Source organism: Pelomonas sp. Root1217 (genome assembly GCF_001425705.1).
GTDB lineage: Bacteria > Pseudomonadota > Gammaproteobacteria > Burkholderiales > Burkholderiaceae_C > Pelomonas.
The window spans coordinates 341,251-365,000 of the sequence record NZ_LMDC01000030.1 but is presented as its reverse complement, the minus strand read 5'-3'; the positions used below and the strand labels follow the sequence as shown (position 1 = coordinate 365,000).

Genomic DNA, 23,750 nt, shown 5'->3' with positions numbered 1-23,750 from the left:
ATGAGTAGCGTTAAAGGGGGTGAAAAGCCCCCTCGCCGAAAGCGCAAGGTTTCCTACGCAACGTTCATCGGCGTAGGGTGAGTCGGCCCCTAAGGCGAGGCAGAGATGCGTAGCTGATGGGAAACAGGTCAATATTCCTGTACCGATCAATAGTGCGATGTGGGGACGGAGAAGGTTAGCTCAGCCAACTGTTGGATATGTTGGTTCAAGCGTGTAGTCGTGCCCCTTAGGCAAATCCGGGGGGATTAGATGAGGCGTGATAACGAGTCTGCTTGCAGACGAAGTGAGTGATACCCTGCTTCCAAGAAAAGCCACTAAGCTTCAGCTATTGACGACCGTACCGCAAACCGACACTGGTGCGCGAGATGAGTATTCTAAGGCGCTTGAGAGAACTCTGGAGAAGGAACTCGGCAAATTGACACCGTAACTTCGGAAGAAGGTGTGCCTTTAGTAGGTGAGCCATTTGCTTGGTTAGCCGAATGAGGCCGCAGAGAATCGGTGGCTGCAACTGTTTATTAAAAACACAGCACTCTGCAAAGACGAAAGTCGACGTATAGGGTGTGACTCCTGCCCGGTGCTGGAAGATTAAATGATGGGGTGCAAGCTCTTGACTGAAGTCCCAGTAAACGGCGGCCGTAACTATAACGGTCCTAAGGTAGCGAAATTCCTTGTCGGGTAAGTTCCGACCTGCACGAATGGAGTAATGATGGCCACACTGTCTCCTCCAGAGACTCAGCGAAGTTGAAATGTTTGTGATGATGCAATCTCCCCGCGGAAAGACGGAAAGACCCCATGAACCTTTACTGTAGCTTTACATTGGACTTTGAACAGATCTGTGTAGGATAGGTGGGAGGCTTTGAARTCAGGTCGCTAGATCTGATGGAGCCAACGTTGAAATACCACCCTGGTGTGTTTGAGGTTCTAACCTTGTCCCGTTATCCGGGATGGGGACAGTGTATGGTGGGCAGTTTGACTGGGGCGGTCTCCTCCCAAAGTGTAACGGAGGAGTTCGAAGGTACGCTAGATACGGTCGGAAATCGTGTCGATAGTGCATTGGCATAAGCGTGCTTGACTGCGAGACTGACAAGTCGAGCAGGTACGAAAGTAGGACAAAGTGATCCGGTGGTTCTGTATGGAAGGGCCATCGCTCAACGGATAAAAGGTACTCTGGGGATAACAGGCTGATACCGCCCAAGAGTTCATATCGACGGCGGTGTTTGGCACCTCGATGTCGGCTCATCTCATCCTGGGGCTGTAGCCGGTCCCAAGGGTATGGCTGTTCGCCATTTAAAGAGGTACGTGAGCTGGGTTTAAAACGTCGTGAGACAGTTTGGTCCCTATCTTCCGTGGGCGCTGCAAGATTGAGAGAGCCTGCTCCTAGTACGAGAGGACCGGAGTGGACGCACCTCTGGTGTATCGGTTGTCACGCCAGTGGCATTGCCGAGTAGCTAAGTGCGGAAGAGATAACCGCTGAAAGCATCTAAGCGGGAAACTCGTCTCAAGATGAGTCTTGCCGGGGCCTTGAGCCCCCTGAAGGGTCGTTCGAGACCAGGACGTTGATAGGCTGGGTGTGGAAGCGCAGTAATGCGTTAAGCTAACCAGTACTAATTGCCCGTGAGGCTTGACCCTATAACTTTGAGAGTTTGTGCGCAGCACGTCTCAAGGTGAGTGTTCAAGTTATGTCGTTCTTCGAAGCTACGAAGACGCAATCAAATTAAGCTGATTCCGCAGCAAGTATTGATTACTTGTTGTGTGCAGACCAACTARGAAACTAGTCCTCTGCTGACTCTACGAATTGGGTTTGTTGACTCCCGTCAACGAACCAACCAGTCAAGCCTGACGACCATAGCGACTTGGTCCCACTCCTTCCCATCCCGAACAGGACAGTGAAACGAGCCAGCGCCGATGATAGTGCGGATTCCCGTGTGAAAGTAGGTCATCGTCAGGCTATTTACCCCTCAAAACCCCTCCAGCCTCGGCTGAGAGGGGTTTTGCTTTTGGTGCGGCCGCGCATCGTCGCNCCGATGATAGTGCGGATTCCCGTGTGAAAGTAGGTCATCGTCAGGCTATTTACCCCTCAAAACCCCTCCAGCCTCGGCTGAGAGGGGTTTTGCTTTTGAGGCGGCGAATATTATGGCGAAGAGTATCGAGTTGGCTAGTAGCCAATTTGGTCCTCGCGTGAGCTGACCTGCACCCTTCCCGCCATGCCAAGCTGAAGTAGCAGGGAGTCCGCTCATCAGGAGAGTGGCGGACATGAGGAAGAGCAACATCACCGAGGAACAAACCATTGGGTTCCTGAAGCAGGCCGAGGCTGGGCTGGTCGTGGCGGAGATCTGCCGCAAGGGCGGGTTCTCAGATGCGACGTTCTACAAGTGGCGAGCCAAGTTCGGCGGCATGGAGGCGAGTGACGCCCGGCGGCTGTGAGAGCTCGAAGCGGAGAATGCCCAGCTCAAGAGCCTGCTGGCCGACGCCCACCTGGACATGTCTGCGCTCAAGAGCGTGCTCGGTGTAAAAAGATAGCCCCACAGGTCAAGCGGGACGCCATCGGGCAGCTGATCAACGAGCCTCAACTGTCCGAGCGGCGGGCCTGCCGACTTGTGGGGCTAAGCCGAGACAGCTGCCGGCATCCACCGGTGGCGAGCGCGCAGACCGCGGCGCTCAAGGCCAAGATCGTCGAGATTGCACATGCGCGCCGACGGTTTGGATACCGACGCGTGCACGATCTGCTGCGACTGGACTTCCCCGGCGTCAATTACAAGCGCGTGTATCAGCTGTACAGCGCGCGGACTTGGCAGTGCGCAAACGCAAGAAGGCGCGGCGCCCGCCTGCCGGCATCCGACACATCCTGATCGAGCCTGGCCGTCCATGCAGAACGGCTACATCGAGAGCTTCAACGGCCGGTTCCGGGATGAATGTCTGAACGAGCATTGGTTCGAGACATTAATGCAAGCCCGCACTGAGATCGCGGCTTGGCGGCGTGACTACAACGAGGTCCGTCCGCACGGCAGCATTGGGCGAATACCGCCGGCGCAGTTCGCTGAGCAGCACCGTAGAAACGCGGCCGATCCTGCCCAGCACGCAGCATCCATCAACATAGAGATCCAGTCACCTTCAACAGGATTCCGACCTATTCATTGGCACGGCGGTTGGGTGCAGGTCACCTCCGCTACAAAGAATGCACGGCGCACGAACTCCTTGGAAAGCGGGCCTTGTTAGCCGACGCGGGGCTGCTTCTCGGATTCCGGAGATCAAACGTTGAACAAGAAGTGGAGTACGTCACCGTCCTTGACCACATACTCCTTGCCTTCCGCTCGCATCTTCCCGGCGTCCTTGGCGCCCTGTTCGCCGCGGTGCTTGATGAAATCATCGTAGGCGATGGTCTGGGCGCGGATATACCCACGCTCGAAATCGGTGTGGATGACGGCGGCGGCTTGCGGGCCGGTGTCGCCGATGTGGATGGTCCACGCGCGAACTTCCTTCACGCCGGCAGTGAAGTAAGTTTGCAGGCCGAGCAGCTTGAAGGCGGCCCGGATCAGACGATTCAGGCCAGGCTCGTCCTGCCCCATCTCGGCGAGGAACATGGCGCGATCCTCGTCTTCCATTTCAGACAGTTCCGATTCCGTCTTGGCGCAGATCGCCACCACGGGACCGTTCTGGGCCACCGCATATTCCTTCAGGCGCTCTAGGAACGGGTTGTTCTCGAACCCATCTTCCGAGACATTGCCGACGAACATGGCAGGCTTGGCGGTGATCAGACACAGGGGCTTGAGGATCGCCAACTCTTCCTTGCTGAAGTCGATGGTGCGCACAGGCTTGGCCTGGTCCAGCGCGACTTGGCACTTTTCCAGCACCTTGACCAGCGCGATGGCCTCCTTGTCACCGGCACGAGCCACCTTGTTGTAGCGGTGCAGGCTCTTTTCCACGGTACCGAGGTCGGCCAGGCAGAGCTCCGTCTGGATCACCTCGATGTCAGAGATCGGGTCGACCTTGCCATTCACATGGATGACATTGGCGTCTTCGAAGCAGCGCACCACATTGACGATGGCATCCGTCTCGCGGATGTGGGACAGGAACTGGTTGCCCAGGCCTTCGCCCTTGCTCGCGCCAGCGACGAGGCCGGCGATGTCGACGAACTCGACGACCGCCGGCATCACCCGTTCGGGCTTGACGATCTCGGCCAGTGCCGCGAGGCGGGGGTCAGGCAGTTCGACGATGCCCACATTGGGCTCGATCGTGCAAAAAGGATAGTTTTCAGCCGCGATGCCGGCTTTGGTCAGGGCGTTGAAGAGCGTGGACTTGCCGACATTGGGCAGGCCCACGATGCCGCATTTGAGGCTCATGGCAAGGGCTTTCCGTAGGGGAGGGCGGGCGACGGCAGGCCGGCGCCGAATAGGTGATTTTAGTCGGCCTGCTCTGTCGACTCCTTCAGGCCGGCCCAACTGGCGATGCGGGCATCACCGCTGCCTACAATTGCTCGATGCAAAGCGTGGATGTGTTGGTCAGAGGACGGGGGGCGGTCGGTGGCAGCCTCGCGCTCAGCCTGGCTGCTCAGGGGCTGACCGTGGGCATGACCGGCGCGCCGGAAACGCCTCGGGCCGACGACGTGCGGACCTATGCGCTCAACGCCGCCTCGGTGGCCCTGCTGACGGAGCTGAAGGTCTGGGATAGCCTGCCCCCCGACGCGATCAGTCCCGTCTTCGACATGGTCGTCGGCGGTGATGCCGTCGCCAACCGGCCTGCCGGCCGACTGAGTTTCTCGGCATGGCAGCAAGGCCTGCGTGAGTTGGCGGTCATCGTCGACGCTGCCGCGCTGGATGCACAACTCGCGACGGCCCTGCGCTTCTCACCTCATGTTCACAACGTTGCAGACAACACCTCGGCAGCGCTGATCGCCCTTTGTGAAGGTCGCGAATCGGCTGCGCGGGCCACGCTGGGTGTCGACTTTAAGCTCAAGCCTTATGGTCATCGCGCCCTGGCCGCCAGACTGAAAGCCGATCGGCCCCACCAAGGCGTCGCTCGTCAGTGGTTTCAGCCGGGTGGCGAGGTGCTAGCCCTGCTGCCCTTCGAGAAGCCAGCACCTGGTGCGTCTTATGGCCTGGTCTGGTCCTGTGCAGAAGCGCGGGCCGAACAACTGCAAGCCTTGCCAGCCGCCGAATTCGAACGCGAACTCAATGCTGCCGCCGGTGGTGTCGCGGGCGAGTTGTGCCTGGGAAGCGAGCGATCGAGCTGGCCGCTGGCTCTGGCCCGCGCGGATGCCGTCAGCGGTCCGGGTTGGGTGCTGCTGGGTGATGCAGCTCACATCGTCCACCCGCTGGCAGGCCAGGGACTGAACCTCGGTCTGGGCGACGTCGCCGCGCTTGCCCACGTGCTGGCTGCGCGCGAGTCCTGGCGCCCCCTCGGCGATGAACGCCTGCTGCGCCGCTATGCCCGTGAGCGCCTCGCGCCGACGCTGGCGATGGGCGAGGTGACCGACGTGCTGCAGCGGCTCTTCGCGAACTCCTCCCCCGTCGCCCAGAGCCTGCGCAACCGCGGCTTGGACGCGCTCAATCAACTGACTCCCGTCAAGCGCTGGCTGACCCAGCGCGCCCTCGGGCTCTGAACTTCAACCGGCTCCCTCATCGTGTCCTCTACTGTCCTTCGACTCCTCGCCGGCCTGCTCGTTGCTATCAGCCTACCCGCTCTGGCCAACGAAGCCGTCATCCGCAAGGCCCTTGTCGAGCGCATGCCCAATGCGCCCAAGATTGACGAGATCCGCCCTGCCGCCATGCCCGGGCTGTGGGAGATCCGCATCGGCAATGAGGTGCGCTACACCGACGCGACCGGCAGCTTCCTCATCGAAGGTGAGCTCTACGACCTGAAGGCCAAGAAGAACCTGACCGAGGAGCGCATCACCCAGCTCAACCGGATCGACTTCGCGAGCCTGCCGTTCAAGGACGCACTGGTGTGGAAGAACGGCAGCGGCAAACGTCGCATCGCCGTCTTCGCCGATCCCAATTGTGGCTACTGCAAGCGCTTCGAGAAGGGCCTGCAGGAGCTCAAGGACGTGACGGTCTATACCTTCCTCATCCCCATCCTCGGCGGCGACTCTCCTGAGAAGACGCGCGCGATCTGGTGCGCCAAGGACAACGCCAATGCCTGGCTCGGCTGGATGCTCAAGGGCGAGCAGCCGGCCAAGGCGCCGGCTTCGTGCGACGACGCGGCCATCGAGCGCAACCTCGCGCTGTCGCGCAAGATCCATGTGAACGGCACACCCGCCATCCTGCTGGAAGATGGCAATCGCATTCCTGGCGCCGTCGGTCCGGTGGAGTTGGAGAAGCGCCTGCAAGCCCTGGCCGCTCCGGCCAGCAAATCCTGAATCCGATGAGCGAGGATCACCGCGAGCTCGCGCATCGGCTGGGCTACGCCGGACTCGTTCCCTTCGTGCTTGGGTGCGCGCTGATCTGGCTGATCGGCGACCGCGACCTCGACCAGCACATCTTCGTCAGCCTCTCGATGTCGGCCTATGCCGGTCTGGTCATCGCCTTTCTCGGCGGCATCCATTGGGGCCTGTCCTTTGCGCGCGGCCTGCCCGGGCGCCAGCCCCTGGTCTGGGGCATCAGCGCCGTGCTGCTGGGCTGGCTGGGTGTGGTGATGCCGGCCTATGCGGGCCTGGCTCTGCATGGCGGCGTGCTGATCGCCTGCTATCTCGTCGACCGCCGCGTGTACCCGCAACTCGGCGCGGCAGACTGGCTGACCCTGCGTTTTCGGCTCACGGCCGTCGCGGCGCTCAGCTGCTTCCTCGCCGCCGCGGGCAGCTGATGCGGGGACCAAGCTACAAGATTGAGCTGGCCGACATTGCGGCCCATCGCTATCGCGTCACGCTGAGCCTTGCCAGCCCAGCGGCCGATCAAGTCTTCAGCCTGCCGGTATGGATCCCCGGCAGCTACCTCGTGCGTGAGTTCGCCAAGCATCTGAGCGGGTTGACGGCGCGCCAAGGCGGCAAGGATTTGGCAGTCGAGCAACTCGACAAGGCCAGTTGGCGCGTGCGCTGCAGCGGCCAGGCCCGGGCCAAGGCGTTGACCCTGAGCTATGACGTCTATGCCTTCGACGCCTCGGTGCGCACCGCCTGGCTGGACAGCCGGCGCGCGTTTTTCAATGCCAGCAGCCTGTGCCTGCGCGCCCATGGCCGTGAGAGCGAGCCGCATCGCGTGATATTGGGGCACCTGCCCGAGGGCTGGCGTGTCGCCACCGAGATGCGCGCCGCCGAGGGATGCTGGGAGGCCGCCGACTACGACGAGCTGCTAGACCATCCTTTCGAGATCGGCCCGCACTGGCAGGGCGAGTTCATCGCCGCCGGCGTGCCGCATCGCATCGTCGTGGCCGGCGCCTGGCCGAGCTTTGACGGTGAGCGCCTGCTGGCCGATGTGCGGCGCATCTGCGAGGCCCACATCACGTTCTGGGGTGGTGCGCCTTTCGAGCGCTACAGCTTCCTGCTCTGGGCCGTGGATGACGGCCACGGCGGCCTGGAGCATCGCGCCAGCACGGCGCTGATCTGCGCACGGCGCGAACTGCCCACAGCCGCTGAAAGCGCGGCGCCCAGCGACAACTATGTGCGCCTGCTCGGTCTGTTCAGCCACGAGTATTTCCATGCCTGGAACGTCAAGCGGCTGCGCCCGGCGGAGTTCGCGACCTTCGACTACCAGCGCGAGAACTACACCGAGCTGCTGTGGTTCTTCGAGGGTTTCACCAGCTACTACGACGAACTGATGCTGTGCCGCGCCGGCCTGGTCGATGCGCCGCGCTATCTGAAGCTGCTCGCTGCCAACGTTAACGGCGTGCTGGCCTCGCCGGGCCGGCGCGTGCAGCCGCTGGCCCAAGCCAGCTTCGAAGCCTGGACCAAGTACTACCGGCCCGACGAGAACAGCGTCAATGCCGCTAGCAACTATTACGGCCAGGGCGCCCTTGTCGCGCTCTGCCTGGACCTGAGTCTGCGGGATCACAAATCCAGTCTGGATGCGCTGATGACGCGGCTGTGGAAGGCCAGCGCGGGTGGCCCGGTCGGCGAGGTGGACATCCTGGCTGCAGTCACGGCTCTGGGGGGCGAAGACCTGGCCGCGCAAGTGCACAGCTGGGTGCACGGCACCGACGAGCTGCCACTGCGTGAGCTGCTCGATGCTCACGGCGTGGCTTGGCGTGATGATGGCCGCCAAAGCATTGCCCAGCGGTTGGGTCTGCGCGTGCGCGAGAGCGCGTTGACGGGTGTTGCAATCACCCATGTGCTGGCCGGCGGGGCGGCGGAGACCGGCGGCCTCAATGCGCGCGACGAGATCCTCGGCTGCAACGGCTGGCGGCTGCGCCGGCTGGACGACATACCGTCTTTGCTGGCGCCGGGTGATACGCGGCTCAGACTGCTTGTCGGCCGTGACCAGCGGCTGCTTGAACTGGCTGTCGACCTGCCGCCTGCACGGCCGACCGCCGTCGCGCTGAACCTGGCCGACGGCGCGCACGTCGCACGCCGGCATTGGCTCGGCGCCTGAGTCAGACATGAAGGCGGCACGGCCACCGGTCCTGCTGGTGCTGGCGGTGCTGGTGCTGCACGTGCTGGGCGGACGCGAGGTACTGCGCATCCACGAAGGCTGGATGAGCGAGGGCTCTTCCCCCACGCCACCTCGCATGAAGGTCGAATTCGTGCAGGAGATGAAACCACAGGCTCCGGTGACCGTGCGTTCCATTCCACCCGCATCGCCCCCGCAGCGGTCCGCCAGGCCGGACCTTGCCCGCGCCAGGGCTCAGCCGGCATCTCAGGCTGCGTCGGCCGCCGAGCCGCTCCCCCCGCCAGCCTCGGCACCCGAGCCCTTGGTCGAGCCCGTCACCGCAGCGGCTTCGGCGCCGGTCGAGACGATGGCGCCGTTTGCGAGTGCGGCCTCGGCCCCCTTCGACAGCGAACCGGGCCCTGAGTGGCCGCTCTCCACGCGGCTGAGCTATGTATTGACCGGCAACTACCGCGGCCCTGTCAGTGGTCAGGCGCAGGTCGAATGGCTGCGCAAGGGCAGGGACTACCAGATTCATCTCGACGTCGGTATCGGTCCTAGCTTCGCGCCGTTGATCACGCGGCGCATGAGCAGCCAGGGACAGCTGACGCCCGACGGCATCGCGCCTCAGCGTTATGACGAGGAAACCAAGCTCATCTTCGGCGAGCCCCGGCGCCTCAACCTCGTCTTTCTCGGCGGGGAAGTGCAGACCGCGACCGGCGTGAGTGGGGCGGCGCCGCGTGGTGCCCAGGACGCGGTCAGTCAGTTCGTGCATCTGACCTGGCTCTTTCTGACCGCTCGCGAGCCGCTGCGGGTGGGACATGTCGTGCAGTTCCGCCTCCTGCTACCCAGCCGACCTTACGACTGGGCCTATGAAGTGCTGGGCGAAGAAATGCTCGACACGCCGATGGGACCGCTGGCAGCCTGGCATTTCAAGCCCCGCCAAGCAGCCAGCGGTGGCGATCTGGTCGCCGAGGTCTGGCTGGCGCCCTCCCTGCAATACCTGCCCGTGCGCCTGGTCATCCGACAGGACGCCGACACCTATATCGATCTCGTGCTCAAGAGCGCGCCGCTGCAAGCCGCGCCAGAATCAATCAACGACATGCCCAGGAAACCCAGCCCATGACCTACGAATGCATCATTACCGCCGTCCATGGCGACGGCCCGCGCAAGACTGGACTGATCACGCTGAACCGCCCCAAGGCGCTGAACGCGCTGAACGACCAACTGATGGACGAGATGGGCGCCGCCCTGCTCGCCTTTGACGCCGATGACGGCATCGGCTGCATCGTGCTGACCGGATCGGAGCGCGCCTTCGCGGCCGGCGCCGACATTCCGACCATGCTGCCTCACACCTTCGCCACGGCCTTCAAGAGCGGGCTGATCTCCAAGAACTGGGAGATCATCCTGCAGGTGCGCAAACCCGTCATCGCCGCGGTCGGCGGCTTTGCACTTGGCGGCGGCTGCGAACTGGCGATGATGTGCGACTTCATCATCGCGGCCGACACAGCCAAGTTCGGCCAACCGGAGATCAAGCTCGGCATCGTGCCGGGCGCGGGTGGCACGCAGCGCCTGCCGCGCGCCGTGGGGAAGAGCAAGGCCATGGACCTGCTGCTGACCGCCCGCATGATGGGAGCCGCCGAGGCCGAGAGCGCAGGCTTGGTGTCGCGCGTCGTCCCGGCCGACAAACTGCTGGAAGAGGCCCTGGCCGCCGCGGAAACGATCAACGGCTTCAGCGGGCCCTCGGTCATGCTGATCAAGGAACTCGTCAACCTCGCCTACCAGGCGCCGCTCTCCGACGGCGTGGCCGTCGAGCGGCGCTACTTCCACGCGTTGTTCGGCAGCCATGACCAGCACGAAGGCATGGAAGCCTTCCTGGCAAAGCGAACGCCAAAGTTTGAGCACCGTTGACGAGTTGTGGCGAAACGATGACGAACTAGGGATGACTGTTTGCATTGAGTGAATAGTCAGTTCCCGTCAGCCTAGTATTTCTACTGAGATTGGCTCCCTACAGTTCGGCCCATGGACACCGCGGTCGCGATGTCCGAGTGACCCGAGAGGCAGGAACTCCTGCCAGACACTGAAGGAGCCCGTCATGAGCAAGTTGTCCACCCTCATCGCCGCCACCCTGCTGATCGCCGCAGGCGCCGCCTCCGCCCAAACCACCCCATTGACCCGCGAGCAAGTCATTGCCGATCTGGTCGCTGCTCGCAACAGCGGTGAACTGGCCGCCATCCAGGGCGAAAAGGGCGTTGAAGTGACGACCCCGGCCGCTGCCAAGGCCGCCGCCGTCGCCACGGCCAAGCTGCCCCGCCAGGCGGTACTGCAGGTCAAGCCGACGGAAGTGCGCAGCGACGAGAAGCTGGCTGCCGCTCAGGCCGCCGACCATGGCGAAAACGCCGCCCGCGAACTGGGCGATTTCCCGGCTCCTGTCGTGCGCCGCGCCTCGGCCCTGGCCAGCCGTTGAGCGAGCGCTGAAATAAAGCGGTTTCAAACCGATAAAGGGCGACCCGAGAGGGTCGCTTTTTGGTACTAGCGGTCCCAGAACCCTCGTCCTGGACGACAAGGGCCGCCAAGTGGTGGCTATCTCGGGGCCTCTGCAGTTCAAGGGCCCGCGTACTGATCATGGACAGGCCGTGCGCGGCGCTCGAGCCGGCTCAGACAGCCATCGCGCAGACCAGTCTATCCGCCGCCTGAGCGCCGAGGGCGTCGCAATCCACCGGCTGGCAGGCATGGAGAACGGCCGGCTGGTGAGCACATGTCGCATCGAGGACGTCACAAAAGACGATGTGCTGACGATGACCATGGCGGCCAAGCGCGCCGTTGCTGCAGCCTGATTGTTTCTCATCCTGTTCAAAGCTGTGGGTTTGACTAGAATGGGAAACAAATGCCAGCCAAAGCGCCGCCCGTTCCCCCCCACATCGCCGCCCAGCTCGAAGCGCTGGGCAAGCGCATCCGCGCCCAGCGCGAGCGGCAGAAGGTAACGGCGACCGATGCCGCCGAAGCTGCAGGGATGTCGCGCGTGACGCTGCATCGGGTGGAGCGCGGCGAGCCTTCGGTGACGATGGGCGCCTACGCGAGCGCCATGTCGGCCGTCGGACTGAGCCTTCAGGTGCGCGAGCCCAAGGCTCCTTTCGCATCGGCATTGCCAGCCGTGGTGCGCCTGGACGATTACCCCGCGCTCAAGCAACTGGCCTGGCAACTGCCCGGCGTGACCGAGCTGAGCCCGGCGCAGGCGCTCGACCTTTACGAGCGCAACTGGCGCCACCTTGACCGCGAAGGTCTCGCACCGCAGGAGCGACGGCTGATCCAAACGCTGGTCGACGAGCTGGGCGGAGGGCGGCTGCTTGTTTGAGCGCGAGCACCACCGCCGCATCGCGGCCGTGCTCGGCGCACTAGATGCCAACGTGCTTGCCGCGCACGCTTGCTGGTTTGGCGGCGGCACCGCCATGGCGCTGCGTTACGGCGAATACCGCGAATCGGTGGACATCGATTTCCTCGTGTCCGACCTCGCCGGCTACCGCGCGCTGCGCCAGTTGCTGACCGGTCCGGCCGGCCTGGCGGCTCTCATTCGCCCTGGCGCCGAGCTGACGCCGGTGCGCGAGCTGCGGGCAGACCAGTACGGTCTGCGCACGCTGGTGCGCGAAGGGAATGTGGCGATCAAGTTCGAAATCGTGCTGGAGGCTCGCATCGCATTCGACCGACCGGGCCCGGCCGACGCCATCGCTGGCGTGCTGGGTCTGACTCCGCTGGACTTGGCCGCCGGCAAGCTGCTGGCGCTGGCTGACCGCTGGCGCGATGACAGCGTCTTCAGTCGCGACCTCATCGATCTCGCCATGATGCAGCCCGCCAGGCCCTTGCTGCGGGCGGCCATCGAGAAAGCGGCGGCGGCCTATGGCGACAGCGTCGAAAGCAGCTTGGCCAGCGCCGTGCAAGACTTGCGCAATCGCTCCCACCGGCTGGATGCCTGTATGGGGGCGATGCAGATGACGACCGTGTCCAAGGCCCAGTTGTGGGCCCGGATTAAGGCGCTGGAAAAGCGCTGAAGCTCAGGATTCCCGGCGCAGCGCCGGGAACAGGATCACGTCGCGGATCGACGGCGAATCGGTGATCAGCATCATCAGCCGGTCGATGCCGATGCCGCAGCCGCCGGTCGGGGGCATGCCGTACTCCAGCGCGCGGATGAAGTCGGCGTCGAAGAACATCGCCTCCTCGTCGCCGGCGTCCTTGTTGGCCACCTGGGCGTGGAAGCGCGCGGCCTGGTCCTCGGCGTCGTTCAGCTCGGAGAAGCCGTTGGCGTATTCACGGCCGGTGATGAAGAGCTCGAAGCGCTCGGTGATCTTGGGGTTGGCGTCCGACGCGCGGGCCAGTGGCGAGACCTCGACCGGGTAGTCAATGATGAAGGTGGGCTCCCAAAGCTTTTCCTCGACGACGGCCTCGAACAGGCCGAACTGCAGCTCGGCCAGGCCCCAGCGGGCGGGCGCCTCTTCGCCGGCGGCCTTGACCCTGGCGCGTAGCACGTCGGCGTCATCGGCCTCTGCCTCGGTCAACCCGGCGAACTGGATCAGTGAGTCGCGCACCGACACGCGCGCAAACGGCTTGTCCAGCGCCACCGGCTTGCCAGCGTAGGTCAGCGCGGCGCTGCCGGTTGCGGCGACGGCCGCGTGGCGCAGCACAGCCTCGGTGAAGTCCATCTGGTCGTGATGCGTCCAGTAAGCCGCATAGAACTCCATCATCGTGAACTCGGGGTTGTGCCGGACCGAGATGCCTTCGTTGCGGAAGTTGCGGTTGATCTCGAACACGCGCTCGAAGCCGCCCACGACCAGGCGCTTCAGGTAGAGCTCCGGCGCGATGCGCAGGAACATCTCCTGGTCCAGCGCGTTGTGATGCGTCTTGAAAGGCTTGGCATTGGCGCCGCCCGGGATTGGATGCAGCATGGGCGTCTCGACTTCCAGGAAGCCGTGGTCCACCATGAAGCTGCGGATGGCCGACACCGCCTTGGAGCGCGCCGTGAAGCGCTTGCGGGCATCCTCGTCGGTGATCAGGTCGACATAGCGCTGGCGGTACTTCTGCTCCTGGTCGGTCATGCCGTGGAACTTGTCCGGCAGTGGGCGCAGGCTCTTGGTCAGCAGGCGCAGCGTGGTGACCGTGACGGTCAGCTCGCCGGTCTTGGTCTTCATCAGCGTACCTTCGCCGCCGATGATGTCGCCCAGGTCCCAGTGCTTGAAGGCGTCGTACACGTCGGCCCCGACGTTGTCGATGGTCACGCGCAGCTGGATACGGCCGGTGGCATCCTGCAGCGTGCAGAAACTCGCCTTGCCCATGACGCGCTTGAGCATCATGCGGCCGGCCACGCTGACCTTGACGCCTTGTGGCTCCAGCTCCTCGTTGGGCATCTCCCCGTACTGGGCCTGCAGGGGCTGGGCCCGGTGCTGCGGCTTGAAATCGTTGGGGAAGGGCACCGCCGTGGCGGCCCGCAGCGCGGCCAGTTTTTCGCGGCGCTCGGCGATGAGTTGGTTTTCGTCAGCGGCGGGAGTCGGAGTCGTCGTGGTCATTGCGGGCCTTGGGTCGAACCAGCGATTCTAGAATCTCGCGCCTTGATGACCTCCCACAGCCTGAAGCGCGCCACTCTCACCTTGCTTGCGGGCAGCGCGCTGGCCCAGGCCATCCCGCTTTTGCTGGGCCCGTGGATCGCTCGGCTGTACACGCCGGCCGAGTACGGCCAGTTCTCCCTCGTCTGGACGGTGGCCAGCAACCTGGCCGTTGTCGGCTGTGCGCGCTACGAGTTCGCGCTGGCACTCGAGAAAGGCGAATCCGACGCAGCGGCCCTGCTGGCCCTGTGCCTGCGCATGCTGCTGGCGATGACGGCCATGGCCGTCATCGTCGGCGGGGCCTGGATGCTGTGGGCCGACCTGCCCGCCGCTGCTGCGCTGCCGCTGATCGTGCTGGCGGCCTCGGCCAGCCAGGCCCTGGCCCAGTGGGCCGCCCGGGCGGGACAATTCGCAGCCCTGGCCCGGGCCCGCGTCGTGCAGTGGGGGGGCGGCGCTCTGGCGCAGGTCGGCTTCGGGCTGCTGCAAGCCGGCCCCTGGGGCCTGATTGGTGGTGCAACGCTGGCCACCGCCGCGGCCGCCGCGCTGCAGGCCAGGCCGGCGCCAGCGGGCGGCTGGCGTGCTCTGCTGAAGGCGCAGCCGCTACGCGAAGTGGCCGCCAGGCACCGCGACTTTCCGCTGCTGAACACACCGCACGCCTTTGCCGGCGCGCTTCAGGACACGCTGGCCATCACCTTGCTGACCGCCTGGCTGGGTGGGGCGGAGGCCGGCGCATGGGCGCTGGCCCTGCGCTACCTGAAGGCGCCGGCATCTCTTGTGGGCGGCTCGCTGTCGCAGGCCCTCTATCCCCGGTTGACGCAAGCCGCCAGCCTGGCCGAGGCACGCGTGCTGGTGCGCCGCAACCTGCTGCTGTTGGCTTCGCTCGCGCTGCCGCTGATGCTGGCGCTGCTGGCCTTCGGGCCCTGGTTGTTCGCCACGGTCTTCGGCCCCGAATGGCGCGGCGCCGGTGAGCTGGCACGGTCGCTGGCGCCCTACGTGGCCTTGCACTTCGTCGCCGCGCCGCTGTCCGTCGTGCTGATGGCTTGGGGCGCCCAGGCATGGGGGCTCAAGCTCGCGCTCGTCGGTCAGGCCTTCTTCATCGTCGGCCTGGCGATCGGCCTGCAGCTCGGCGGCCTGGCAGGCGCCGGCTGGGGCGTGTCCGCGGCGATGCTGCTCTACTTCGGCTACTTCTTCTGGGCACTGTGGACCTGGGAATGATGCGCGCCCTCCTCAACCACCTGCGGCGCCGCCTCGTGCGGATGTTCGGCTTTCGAATGGTCTTCGGCGAGGCCGGCGCGCCGCATTCGCGCATCGCGCCCAGCACCTGCATCGAGGGCGAGGCCGGGCTGCAGCTCGCGGATCACGTCTTCATCGGCCAGTTCAACTTCATCGACGCCGGCGCCGGCCTCGTCATCGAGGAAGGCGTGCAGATCAGCAACTTCTGCTCCATCGTCACCCACAGCACCCACGACGCGCTGCGCGTGAACGGCCGGCGCAGCGCCCTGCTGGGCGGCGAGCTGCCCGGCTATCGCAAAGGCCCGATCCGCCTGGGCGCCTACAGCTTCGTGGGCCCGCACAGCCTGATCGAGCCGGGCGCCACGCTCGGCAAAGGCGCGATCCTGTGCGCCTACTCGCAGTTGCGCGGCACCGCACCCGACTTCGCCATCATGGCCGGTCAACCAGCCCGCCAGGTGGGCGACACGCGTGAGCGCGATGCGGCACTGCTCGCCAGGCACCCAGAATTGCGCGAGGCCTATGCCGCCTGGTCGGGGGTGCGTCCATGAGTCTTGGCGGCGGCCTCAAGCTCGTCCTCATCGGCGATGGAGAAAGCCCCCACCTGCTGAAGTGGGCGAGGGCGTTGAACCCACGTGTGCAACTGCACGCGATCTCGTCGCGCGGCTTCTTGCCCGAGTTCCACCAACTGCTACCCGATGCCCGGCGGCTGGCACTGAACACGGCGCCCGACCATGCCGGCGGCAATGTCGCCTTGATCAAGCTGCTGCCCAAGGTCGGCGCCTGGCTGGCCGACACCGATGCCGACTGGCTGCATGCCCACTATCTGACCTCGCACGGTAGCCTGGCCTGGGCGGCTCGCATGGGCTGGCGGCTGCGGGCGCAAATCGCCGGCTCGGCCTGGGGCAGCGACATCCTCGTGACACCGCAGCGCGGCGGCGCCTGGCGCTGGATGACGAAGAAGGTGCTGCGCGAATGCGCCGTGACGACGTCGGATTCGGTCCACATGGCCGAGCGCATGCGCGAGCTTGGGGCTCGCGAGGTGATGACCTTTCCCTTCGGCCTGGAAGCGATGCCCAGGCAGAACGCGAAGAAGCAGCCCTGGCTGTGCTTTGCCAATCGCGGCCTGGAGCCCATCTACCGGCCGCAGCTCGTCATCGACGCCTTCTCCCGCATTGCCGCCGCGCAGCCCGAGGCACGCCTCGTCGTCGCGAATGACGGATCGCTGCGCCAGGCGCTTGAGGCCGACGTCGCCGCCCGCGGCCTGGCCGACAAGATCAGCTTTGTCGGCCGCCTGGACGCACCCACCCAGGCCAGCCATTACGCCCGCTCGACCTGGTTCCTGAGCCTGCCCGAGAGTGACTCGGTCTCGGTCTCGGTGCTCGAGGCCATGGCCCACGGCTGCGTGCCTTTGCTGTCCGAGCTGCCGGCCAACCGCGAGCTGATTGGCGATTCGGCGCGGGGTCTGATAGTGGGCACTCAGGTCGGCTCGCTCGACGACCTGCCGGCGCGCATGGCGACGTTGGACACCACCAAGCTCGCCATCGTCAACCGCGACTGGGTGGCCGCCAACGGCCTGTTCGAGCCCCATGTCCAGCGCTTCCTCACGCGCTTGAAAGAGCTGACGCCCGCATGAGGATCCTGCTCGTCAATCACTACGCGGGCTCCCGCCGCCACGGCATGGAGTTCCGGCCCTATTACCTGGCCCGCGAATGGGTCAGGGCCGGGCATGAGGTCACCATCGTCGCGGCCAGCCATTCCCACGTGCGCGCCGTGCAGCCCGAGATGGCCGGCCTGCCGCGCGAGGAGATGATCGATGGCATCCGCTACCGCTGGCTGCCGGTGCCCAGCTACCAGGGCAATGGCGTCGGCCGGCTGCGCAACATCCTGTCCTTCCTGCGCCAGCTGCGCGCCGATGCCTGGCGGCTGACGCGCGAGTTCCGGCCGGACGCCATCATCGCGTCGAGCACCTACCCGATGGACATCTGGGTTGCCAAGAAGCTGGCCAAGCTGGCCAAGGCCAAGCTCGTCTACGAAGTGCATGACCTGTGGCCGCTGTCGCTGATCGAGCTGTCCGGCATGTCGCCGCGCCATCCTTTCGTGCTGATGTGCGGAAAGGCGGAAGCCGACGCCTATCGCGACGCCCATGTCGTCGTCTCCATGCTGCCCTGCGTGCATGAGCACATGGCGTCGCGCGGCCTGGATCTGCGCAAGCTGCGCATCGTGCCCAACGGCTTTGCGCCAGAGGAGTGGCAGGGCAGCAGTGCGCCGCTGGGCGCAACGCTGGCAGCGCATCTCGAAGCCGAACGCGCGGCCGGCCGGGCCATCGTCGGTTACGCCGGTTCCATGGGCCTGCCCAATGCGCTCGATGTGCTGCTCGACGCAGCGGCGAAGCTGCGCGATGAACCGATCAGCTTTGTGCTGGTGGGCAGTGGCCATGAGGCCATGCGGCTGGCCGAGAGGGCGGATGCCGAAGGGCTCAAGCGCGTGCGCTTCTTCGCCCCCATCCCCAAGGCACAGATCCCGACGCTGCTGAGCCATTTCGAGATCGCCTACATCGGCTGGCAGCGCACGCCCATCTATCGCTTTGGCATCGCGCCCAACAAGCTCATCGACTACCTGATGGCCGGACGGGCGGTGCTGCATTCGGTCGAGGCCGGCAACGATCCAGTCGCCGAGGCCGGCGCCGGACTGACGGTCGCGCCGGAAGACGCCGACGCCGTGGCTCAAGGGTTGCTGAAGCTGACGGCGCTGACGCCTGGGCAACGTGCCGAAATGGGTGAGCGCGGTCGCGCCTTCGCGATGGCCCACCACGCCTACCCCGTGCTCGCCGCCCGCTTCATCGAGGCGCTGTCGTGACGGAGTTAGAGCAGATCGCCGAGCGTTACGGCCGCCGCAACGCGGGTGATCGCTACAGCCTGCTGCGTCCCGAGGTGTGGCGGATGTGGCAGGAGCGCCAGCGCGCGCTGCTGCGGCTGCTCGCGGCCCGGCCTGGCCGCCCGGCCGATTGGCGCGCGACGGAGGTCGGTTGTGGGGCTGGCGGCAATCTGCTGGATCTGCTGCGTGTGGGCCTGATGCCCGCCCACCTGACCGGCATTGAGCTGCTGCCCGAGCGCCTCACCGCCGCGCGCGCGGCGCTGCCAGAAAGTGTGCGTCTGGTCTTGGGCGATGCGTCAGCCGCTGACATCGCACCGGCCAGCCAAGACCTGGTGCTGCAGTCCACCGTCTTCTCCTCCATCTTGGACGATGCGCTCCAGCAGCACGTGGCCGATGCGATGTGGCGCTGGCTCAAGCCTGGCGGCGCCGTTGTCTGGTACGACTTCGCCTTCAACAACCCGCGCAACCCCGACGTGCGCGGCGTGACCCTGAAGCGCGTTCGAGAGTTGTTCCCGCAGGGGCGCTTCACGGCCCGCCGCGTCACGCTTGCGCCGCCGCTGGCGCGGGCCGTCCCTGCCGCCTATACCTTCTTCAACCTCGTCCCCTGGCTGCGCACGCATCGCCTGGCGCTGATCGAGAAACCGTGATCGTCGAAAATCCCTGCCGATGAGCGCCCAGCCCTTCCTCCCCTTTGCCCTTCCCGACCTCGGCGACGACGAGATTGCCGAGGTCGTCGACACGCTGAAATCCGGCTGGATCACCACCGGCCCCAAGGCCAAGCGCTTCGAGCAGGCCTTTGCCGACTTTCTTGGTGACCCGCAGATCGAGTGCATCGCCGTCAACTCGGCCACCGCTGGCCTGCACCTGGCGCTGGAAGCCATCGGCCTGGGTTCCGGCGACGAGGTCATCACGACGACCCATACCTTCACGGCCACGGCGGAGGTCGTGCGCTACCTGGGCGCCGACGTGAAGCTGGTCGACATCGACCCGGCCACCTTGAACATTGACATCGCTGCGATCGAGGCCGCGATCACGCCCAAGACCCGCGCCATCCTGCCGGTGCACTACGCCGGCCTGGCCGTGGACATGCTGGCCATCCTCGACATCGCCCGCCGCCACGGCCTGCGCGTCATCGAGGATGCGGCCCACGCGCTGCCGACCACGCTGGAGAAGGAACTGATCGGCACGCTGGGCAGTGACGCCACCGTGTTCAGCTTCTATGCCAACAAGACGATGACGACCGGCGAGGGCGGCATGCTGGTCACGCGCAATGCCGAACTGGCCAAGCGCGCTCGCGTCATGCGCCTGCACGGCATGAGTCGCGACGCCTTCGACCGCTTCACGGCCAAGGTGCCCAGCTGGTACTACGAGATCGTTGCACCCGGCTTCAAGTACAACCTGACCGACATCGCTGCGGCCCTGGGCCTGCACCAGCTCAAACGGCTGCCGGCCTTCCAGCTGCGTCGCGAGCAGATCGCGACGCGCTATCACGAGGCCTTCGCCGACCTGCCGCTGATTCTGCCGCCGGATGCCCCCGAGGGCGACACGCACTCCTGGCATCTCTATGTCGTTCGTCTGGCAGACGAAGCCGGCATTACGCGCGATGCCTTCATCGAGGGCATGTACGCCGCCGGCATCGGTTGCAGCGTGCATTACGTGCCCCTGCATCAGCATCCCTACTGGCGCGACCGCTACGGCCTGACGCCCGAGCAGTTCCCGCATTCGCAAAAGGCCTACGAACGCACGGTCAGCCTGCCGCTCTACACCGCGATGAGCGATGCGGACGTCGAGCGCGTCATTGCAGCCGTGAGGGGCCTGCTGGCTTGATCAAGCGCCTGTTCGACGTGGTCAGTGCGGCGCTGGGGCTGCTGGTTCTCGCGCCGCTGCTGCTGCTGGCTGCGGTCTGGATCAAGCTCGACTCGCCTGGCCCGGTGCTGTTCCGCCAGACGCGTGTCGGTCGCTTGGGCGTGCCTTTCACCATTCACAAGTTCCGCACCATGCGCGTCGCACCGGGTCCAGCCATCACGGTCGGTGCCGACCCGCGCATCACACGCTCGGGCCACTTCCTGCGCCAGACCAAGCTTGACGAACTGCCCCAGCTCTGGGACGTGTTGCGTGGCGCGATGAGCCTGGTCGGCCCGCGGCCGGAGTTGGCGCGCTATGTCGAGCTCTACCCGGCCGAACTGCGTGAACGCGTGTTGGCGGTGCGGCCGGGCATCACCGATCCCGCGTCACTGGCTTTCAGCCACGAGGCCGAATTGTTGGCCGCAGCACAGGACGCGGAGCGCGAATACCGCGAGGTCGTGATGCCTGCAAAACTCAAGCTGTCGGCCGAGTATGCGGCCAGCGCTAGCCTGATGACCGACCTGCGGCTGATCCTGGCGACGTTGGCCCGCGTGCTGCGCGGCTGACAATCGCTTCCCAATGAACTGGCAGTTTCTCGACACCCTGCTCACGCGGCTGCGACCGCGCCGCGAAGCGTTGGCCCTGCTGCTCGACGTCGTCGCTGTTGCCGTCGCCTGGCAGGCCACCTATCTGTTTCGCCTCGGCTTCGAGCGCTGGTTCTCGGCACGGCCGGACTACGACGGTTGGGTGCTGCTGGGGCTGCTGGCCATCTATGCGGCCGTGCTGTGCCTGTTGCGCGTGCCCAAGGGCATGTGGCGCTTCTCCGGCTTCGGCGAGGTCCAACGTCTGGCCCTGGCCTGCGCGCTGGCGGGCCTGATCGGCGCCGCTGCCGTGCTGATGGCTCATCTGCATGCTGTGCCTCGGGCTGTACTGGCGCTGCATCCGCTGTTCACGCTGATGCTGCTGGCCATGATGCGCATGGGCTACCGCATGCTCTACGAGCACATGCGCAGTCGCATCAGCGGCAGCGCGCAGGAGCAGCGTCGGGCGCTGGTGATGGGCGCTGGCGACGCGGGGCGGCTGCTGGTGGCGGGGATCCAGCACAGCCAGGGCTGGATCGTCGTCGGCTTCCTGGACGACGACCCCGCCAAGCTGGGCGGGCGCGTGGCCGGCCTGGCGGTCCTGGGCGACCTGAGCCAGGCGCGGCGTTTCGCTGGCGTGCATGGCGTCACCCACCTGATCGTGGCCATGCCGGCCGCCTCGGTGACGCAGCGCCGCCGGGCGCTGGACCTGGCGGGTGCCACCGGGCTGCCGGTGCTGACGGTGCCCAGCAGCACCGAGCTGATGGCGGGTCGTCGGGTCAACGAGGTGCGCGACATCGAACCCGAGGACCTGCTGGGCCGCCCGCCCGTGCAGCTCGACGAGGCCGGCATCTCGGAGTGCATCAACTCGCGAGTCGTCATGGTCACCGGCGCGGGTGGCAGCATCGGCAGCGAGCTGTGCCGCCAGATCGCGCGCTATGGTCCGCGGGCCATCGTGCTCTACGAGCTCAGCGAGTACGCTCTCTATGCCATCGAGCAGGCCATGGCGGAGGCCTTCCCGCATCTGCCGCTGGTGCGGGTCATCGGCGACGTCAAGGATCTCGACCATTTGCGCGGCTGCTTTGCGCGTCACCGGCCTCATCTGGTCTTCCACGCGGCGGCGTTCAAGCATGTACCGCTGATGGAAGAGGCCGGCAACTCGGCCGCCTGCATCCGCAACAACACGCTCGGGACCTACAACGCCGCGCTGGCCGCGGCGGAGATCGGCGTCGAGCGCTTCGTGCTGATCAGCACCGACAAGGCCGTCAATCCGACCAATGTGATGGGCGCCACCAAGCGGGCCGCGGAGATGGCGCTGGCGGCCCTGGCCAAGCGGCATCCGGCCACACGCTTCATGGCCGTGCGCTTCGGTAACGTGCTGGGTTCCAGCGGCAGCGTGATCCCGAAGTTCAAGGAACAGATCGCCCGCGGCGGCCCACTCACGGTGACGCACCCGGACATCATTCGCTACTTCATGACCATTCCAGAGGCTGCCCGTCTCGTCATCCAGGCCGCCGCCATCGGCGAGAGCGGCCAGGTGCTGGTGCTGGACATGGGCGAGCCCGTGCGGATCGCCGACCTGGCGCGGCAGATGATCCGCATGAGCGGCCATTCGACCGATGACGTCCGCATCGAGTTCACCGGCCTCAGGCCCGGCGAGAAGCTCTTCGAAGAGCTGCTCGCCGACCAGGAAACCAGCCTGCCGACCACCTGCGCCGGCGTGCGCGTGGCGCGGCTGGTGGACGATGGCGCGGGCGAACGTGTGCTTCACGACCTCGCCGGCCTCGACACCTCTGAGCCACGGGCGCTGCTCGGCGCCTGGCTCGGTCCCGAATTTCACGCTTCTCTTTCGGAATCCCGATGATCCACTTTGCTTCTTGTTCCATGAGGGTAATGTTGCTGTCCCTTGGCCTGATGGCAGTAGCTGCACCGCCCGCATTGGCGGTCGATGCCGCACCTGCTGTCGGCGTCGCCCAGCACAGCCTCACGTTGCCGCTCAAACCCAGTGAGATGCTGCGCGCACCGCTAGCGGTCTGGAAACCGGTGCTTGATGAGGCCGCCACAGTGCTGGCAAAGACTGCCGGGCAGGCCGCCAGCCTCGGCAACGCCGCGTTGGTCGACCTTCACATCCGCCAAGCGTTGCTAGCCCAGACGCGGCGCGACTGGCCCGCAGTCTTGGCCGCCGTCGAAAAGGCGCGGGCCGCCCAGGGCGGCGAGGCGGGCCGACAGACGGCCGGCTTGCTCAATGCCATGCTCGCGCGCAAGGCCCTCAGCCGCGGTGACGATACCTGGTTGAGGTACCACCTGCGCGACGCCGTGCTGGCCATGCCGTGGGCAGACGTCGAACCGACGATTCTCAGTTTCCGTGACCAGCTGGCCAAAGTGCAGGCGGACCAGGTCGAGGCCTTCGTCGTCGATCGGCTCGACGCGCCGGCATCCGTCACAAGGAACCAGGTCGACCTTGGCTTTCTGTTCCAGTTGCTCGGTGTGCGCTTTCAGCTTCTGGAGGTGATGCCCAGCCGCGCCGCCCTCGTCGCCGGCCTGGACGACGCCATCGCCCGGCGCCGTGGAGCGAAGTAATGGCCGCTGTACCACCGGTTGCACGTGTTCTTTGGTTGACCGGCCTGTCCGGAGCGGGCAAATCGACGCTGGCGACAGCCCTGCATCAGCGCCTTGTCGAGGCGGGGCACAGGGTTGCGGTGCTGGACGGCGACGCGGTCCGTGCGGGCCTTTGCCGCGGCCTGGGCTTCAGCCCTGAGGACCGCCGCGAGAACATACGTCGCGTGGCGGAAGTGGCCAAGCTGATGCGCGACGCAGGTCTGGTCGTCATCTGCGCACTGATTTCGCCACTGCGCGACGACCGCGCGATGGCGCGAGGCATCATCGGCGCGGCCCACTTCAGGGAGGTTCATGTCGCAACCCCGCTGGAGGTCTGCGAACGCCGTGACCCCAAGGGGTTGTACCGCAATGCGAGGGCCAACGCGCTGAGCCAGTTCACGGGGGTCTCCGCTCCGTACGAGGAGCCGCTGGCGCCGGACTTGCGGATCGACGCCAGCCGGGAGGACGCGTGCGACGCGGTAGCCGCGCTGGAGGCCCTGCTCGGCGCCTGATCGGCA

The 23,750-nt window shown here is 65.6% G+C and carries 22 protein-coding genes, 2 rRNA genes and 1 pseudogene (1 of these 25 running past the window's edge); 23 read left to right on the top strand and 2 right to left on the bottom strand.

The genetic code is table 11. The features are described 5' to 3' along the window. From ASC95_RS28590 to ASC95_RS31020, 3 genes and pseudogenes are all read left to right on the top strand, one after another. Positions 1-1,629 (top strand): 23S ribosomal RNA (locus tag ASC95_RS28590) (it extends 1,250 nt beyond the left edge of the window). Between the two features lie 206 nt (positions 1,630-1,835). Further along, positions 1,836-1,948 (top strand): 5S ribosomal RNA (rrf, locus tag ASC95_RS28585). A gap of 305 nt (positions 1,949-2,253) precedes the next feature. Continuing rightward, positions 2,254-3,066: pseudogene (locus tag ASC95_RS31020) on the top strand (integrase core domain-containing protein); the annotation flags it as partial. A gap of 182 nt (positions 3,067-3,248) precedes the next feature. Here ASC95_RS31020 and ychF read toward each other — a convergent pair. After that, complete coding sequence (ychF, locus tag ASC95_RS28575; protein WP_057301087.1) at positions 3,249-4,340, bottom strand: redox-regulated ATPase YchF; 1,092 nt, start codon at positions 4,338-4,340, stop codon at positions 3,249-3,251. Between the two features lie 137 nt (positions 4,341-4,477). Here ychF and ASC95_RS28570 point away from each other — a divergent pair, with 137 nt between their 5' ends. The 10 genes from ASC95_RS28570 to ASC95_RS28530 all read left to right on the top strand — a co-directional run bounded on the left by ASC95_RS28570 (position 4,478) and on the right by ASC95_RS28530 (position 12,556). Then, a complete protein-coding gene (locus tag ASC95_RS28570; RefSeq protein WP_057301086.1) occupies positions 4,478-5,599 on the top strand; it encodes an FAD-dependent monooxygenase in 1,122 nt (373 codons plus the stop codon). Between the two features lie 21 nt (positions 5,600-5,620). After that, positions 5,621-6,355, top strand: coding sequence for a DsbC family protein (locus ASC95_RS28565; protein ID WP_057301085.1), 735 nt, complete (start codon positions 5,621-5,623; stop codon positions 6,353-6,355). A gap of 5 nt (positions 6,356-6,360) precedes the next feature. Next, complete coding sequence (locus ASC95_RS28560; RefSeq protein ID WP_057301084.1) at positions 6,361-6,798, top strand: DUF3429 domain-containing protein; 438 nt, start codon at positions 6,361-6,363, stop codon at positions 6,796-6,798. After that, entirely contained in the window at positions 6,798-8,516 is a 1,719-nt protein-coding gene (locus ASC95_RS28555; RefSeq protein ID WP_057301083.1) for a M61 family metallopeptidase, read from the top strand. Before ASC95_RS28560 ends, ASC95_RS28555 begins: the two co-directional genes overlap by 1 nt. A 7-nt stretch (positions 8,517-8,523) precedes the next feature. Further along, positions 8,524-9,636: a DUF3108 domain-containing protein gene (locus tag ASC95_RS28550; RefSeq protein ID WP_057301082.1), complete on the top strand. Its 1,113-nt coding sequence runs from the start codon at positions 8,524-8,526 to the stop codon at positions 9,634-9,636. After that, positions 9,633-10,421 (top strand): enoyl-CoA hydratase, encoded by a 789-nt coding sequence (locus ASC95_RS28545; RefSeq protein WP_057301081.1) that lies wholly within the window; start codon positions 9,633-9,635, stop codon positions 10,419-10,421. Before ASC95_RS28550 ends, ASC95_RS28545 begins: the two co-directional genes overlap by 4 nt. 184 nt (positions 10,422-10,605) lie before the next feature. Next, a complete protein-coding gene (locus ASC95_RS28540) occupies positions 10,606-10,977 on the top strand; it encodes a DUF4148 domain-containing protein (RefSeq protein WP_057301080.1) in 372 nt (123 codons plus the stop codon). 169 nt (positions 10,978-11,146) lie between these two features. Continuing rightward, positions 11,147-11,347 (top strand): hypothetical protein, encoded by a 201-nt coding sequence (locus ASC95_RS31015; protein WP_157256556.1) that lies wholly within the window; start codon positions 11,147-11,149, stop codon positions 11,345-11,347. A 50-nt stretch (positions 11,348-11,397) separates the two neighbouring features. After that, the gene (locus ASC95_RS28535; RefSeq protein WP_057301079.1) at positions 11,398-11,865 is read left to right on the top strand and encodes a helix-turn-helix domain-containing protein; all 468 of its coding nucleotides are present in this window, start codon (positions 11,398-11,400) and stop codon (positions 11,863-11,865) included. Further along, positions 11,858-12,556, top strand: a complete 699-nt coding sequence (locus ASC95_RS28530; RefSeq protein WP_057301078.1) for a nucleotidyl transferase AbiEii/AbiGii toxin family protein — start codon at positions 11,858-11,860, stop codon at positions 12,554-12,556. Before ASC95_RS28535 ends, ASC95_RS28530 begins: the two co-directional genes overlap by 8 nt. A 3-nt stretch (positions 12,557-12,559) precedes the next feature. Here ASC95_RS28530 and lysS read toward each other — a convergent pair whose 3' ends face one another. Then, entirely contained in the window at positions 12,560-14,065 is a 1,506-nt protein-coding gene (gene lysS, locus ASC95_RS28525) for a lysine--tRNA ligase (RefSeq protein WP_057301077.1), read from the bottom strand. Between the two features lie 45 nt (positions 14,066-14,110). On the opposite strand from lysS, the gene ASC95_RS28520 reads away from it, so the two are divergent. From ASC95_RS28520 to cysC, 10 genes are read left to right on the top strand one after another with little or no spacing between them, the layout of a single operon-like run. Further along, positions 14,111-15,316 carry a lipopolysaccharide biosynthesis protein gene (locus tag ASC95_RS28520; RefSeq protein WP_057301076.1) on the top strand — a complete coding sequence of 402 codons (1,206 nt, stop codon included), beginning with the start codon at positions 14,111-14,113 and terminating at the stop codon, positions 15,314-15,316. Next, a complete protein-coding gene (locus ASC95_RS28515) occupies positions 15,316-15,882 on the top strand; it encodes an acyltransferase (RefSeq protein WP_057301075.1) in 567 nt (188 codons plus the stop codon). The genes ASC95_RS28520 and ASC95_RS28515 overlap by 1 nt, the downstream gene beginning before the upstream one ends. Continuing rightward, positions 15,879-16,967: a glycosyltransferase gene (locus ASC95_RS28510; RefSeq protein ID WP_057301074.1), complete on the top strand. Its 1,089-nt coding sequence runs from the start codon at positions 15,879-15,881 to the stop codon at positions 16,965-16,967. Before ASC95_RS28515 ends, ASC95_RS28510 begins: the two co-directional genes overlap by 4 nt. After that, the gene (locus ASC95_RS28505; protein WP_057301073.1) at positions 16,964-18,190 is read left to right on the top strand and encodes a glycosyltransferase family 4 protein; all 1,227 of its coding nucleotides are present in this window, start codon (positions 16,964-16,966) and stop codon (positions 18,188-18,190) included. The genes ASC95_RS28510 and ASC95_RS28505 overlap by 4 nt, the downstream gene beginning before the upstream one ends. Beyond that, the gene (locus tag ASC95_RS28500) at positions 18,187-18,855 is read left to right on the top strand and encodes a class I SAM-dependent methyltransferase (RefSeq protein ID WP_057301072.1); all 669 of its coding nucleotides are present in this window, start codon (positions 18,187-18,189) and stop codon (positions 18,853-18,855) included. Before ASC95_RS28505 ends, ASC95_RS28500 begins: the two co-directional genes overlap by 4 nt. A gap of 19 nt (positions 18,856-18,874) precedes the next feature. Next, positions 18,875-20,035, top strand: a complete 1,161-nt coding sequence (locus tag ASC95_RS28495) for a DegT/DnrJ/EryC1/StrS aminotransferase family protein (RefSeq protein WP_057301071.1) — start codon at positions 18,875-18,877, stop codon at positions 20,033-20,035. Beyond that, positions 20,032-20,619, top strand: coding sequence for a sugar transferase (locus ASC95_RS28490; protein ID WP_057301070.1), 588 nt, complete (start codon positions 20,032-20,034; stop codon positions 20,617-20,619). Before ASC95_RS28495 ends, ASC95_RS28490 begins: the two co-directional genes overlap by 4 nt. A 13-nt stretch (positions 20,620-20,632) precedes the next feature. Next, positions 20,633-22,498, top strand: coding sequence for a nucleoside-diphosphate sugar epimerase/dehydratase (locus tag ASC95_RS28485; RefSeq protein WP_082568199.1), 1,866 nt, complete (start codon positions 20,633-20,635; stop codon positions 22,496-22,498). Beyond that, complete coding sequence (locus tag ASC95_RS28480; RefSeq protein WP_157256555.1) at positions 22,495-23,214, top strand: hypothetical protein; 720 nt, start codon at positions 22,495-22,497, stop codon at positions 23,212-23,214. Before ASC95_RS28485 ends, ASC95_RS28480 begins: the two co-directional genes overlap by 4 nt. After that, positions 23,214-23,744 carry an adenylyl-sulfate kinase gene (gene cysC / locus ASC95_RS28475; RefSeq protein ID WP_082568198.1) on the top strand — a complete coding sequence of 177 codons (531 nt, stop codon included), beginning with the start codon at positions 23,214-23,216 and terminating at the stop codon, positions 23,742-23,744. The genes ASC95_RS28480 and cysC overlap by 1 nt, the downstream gene beginning before the upstream one ends. Positions 23,745-23,750 lie beyond the last annotated feature (6 nt).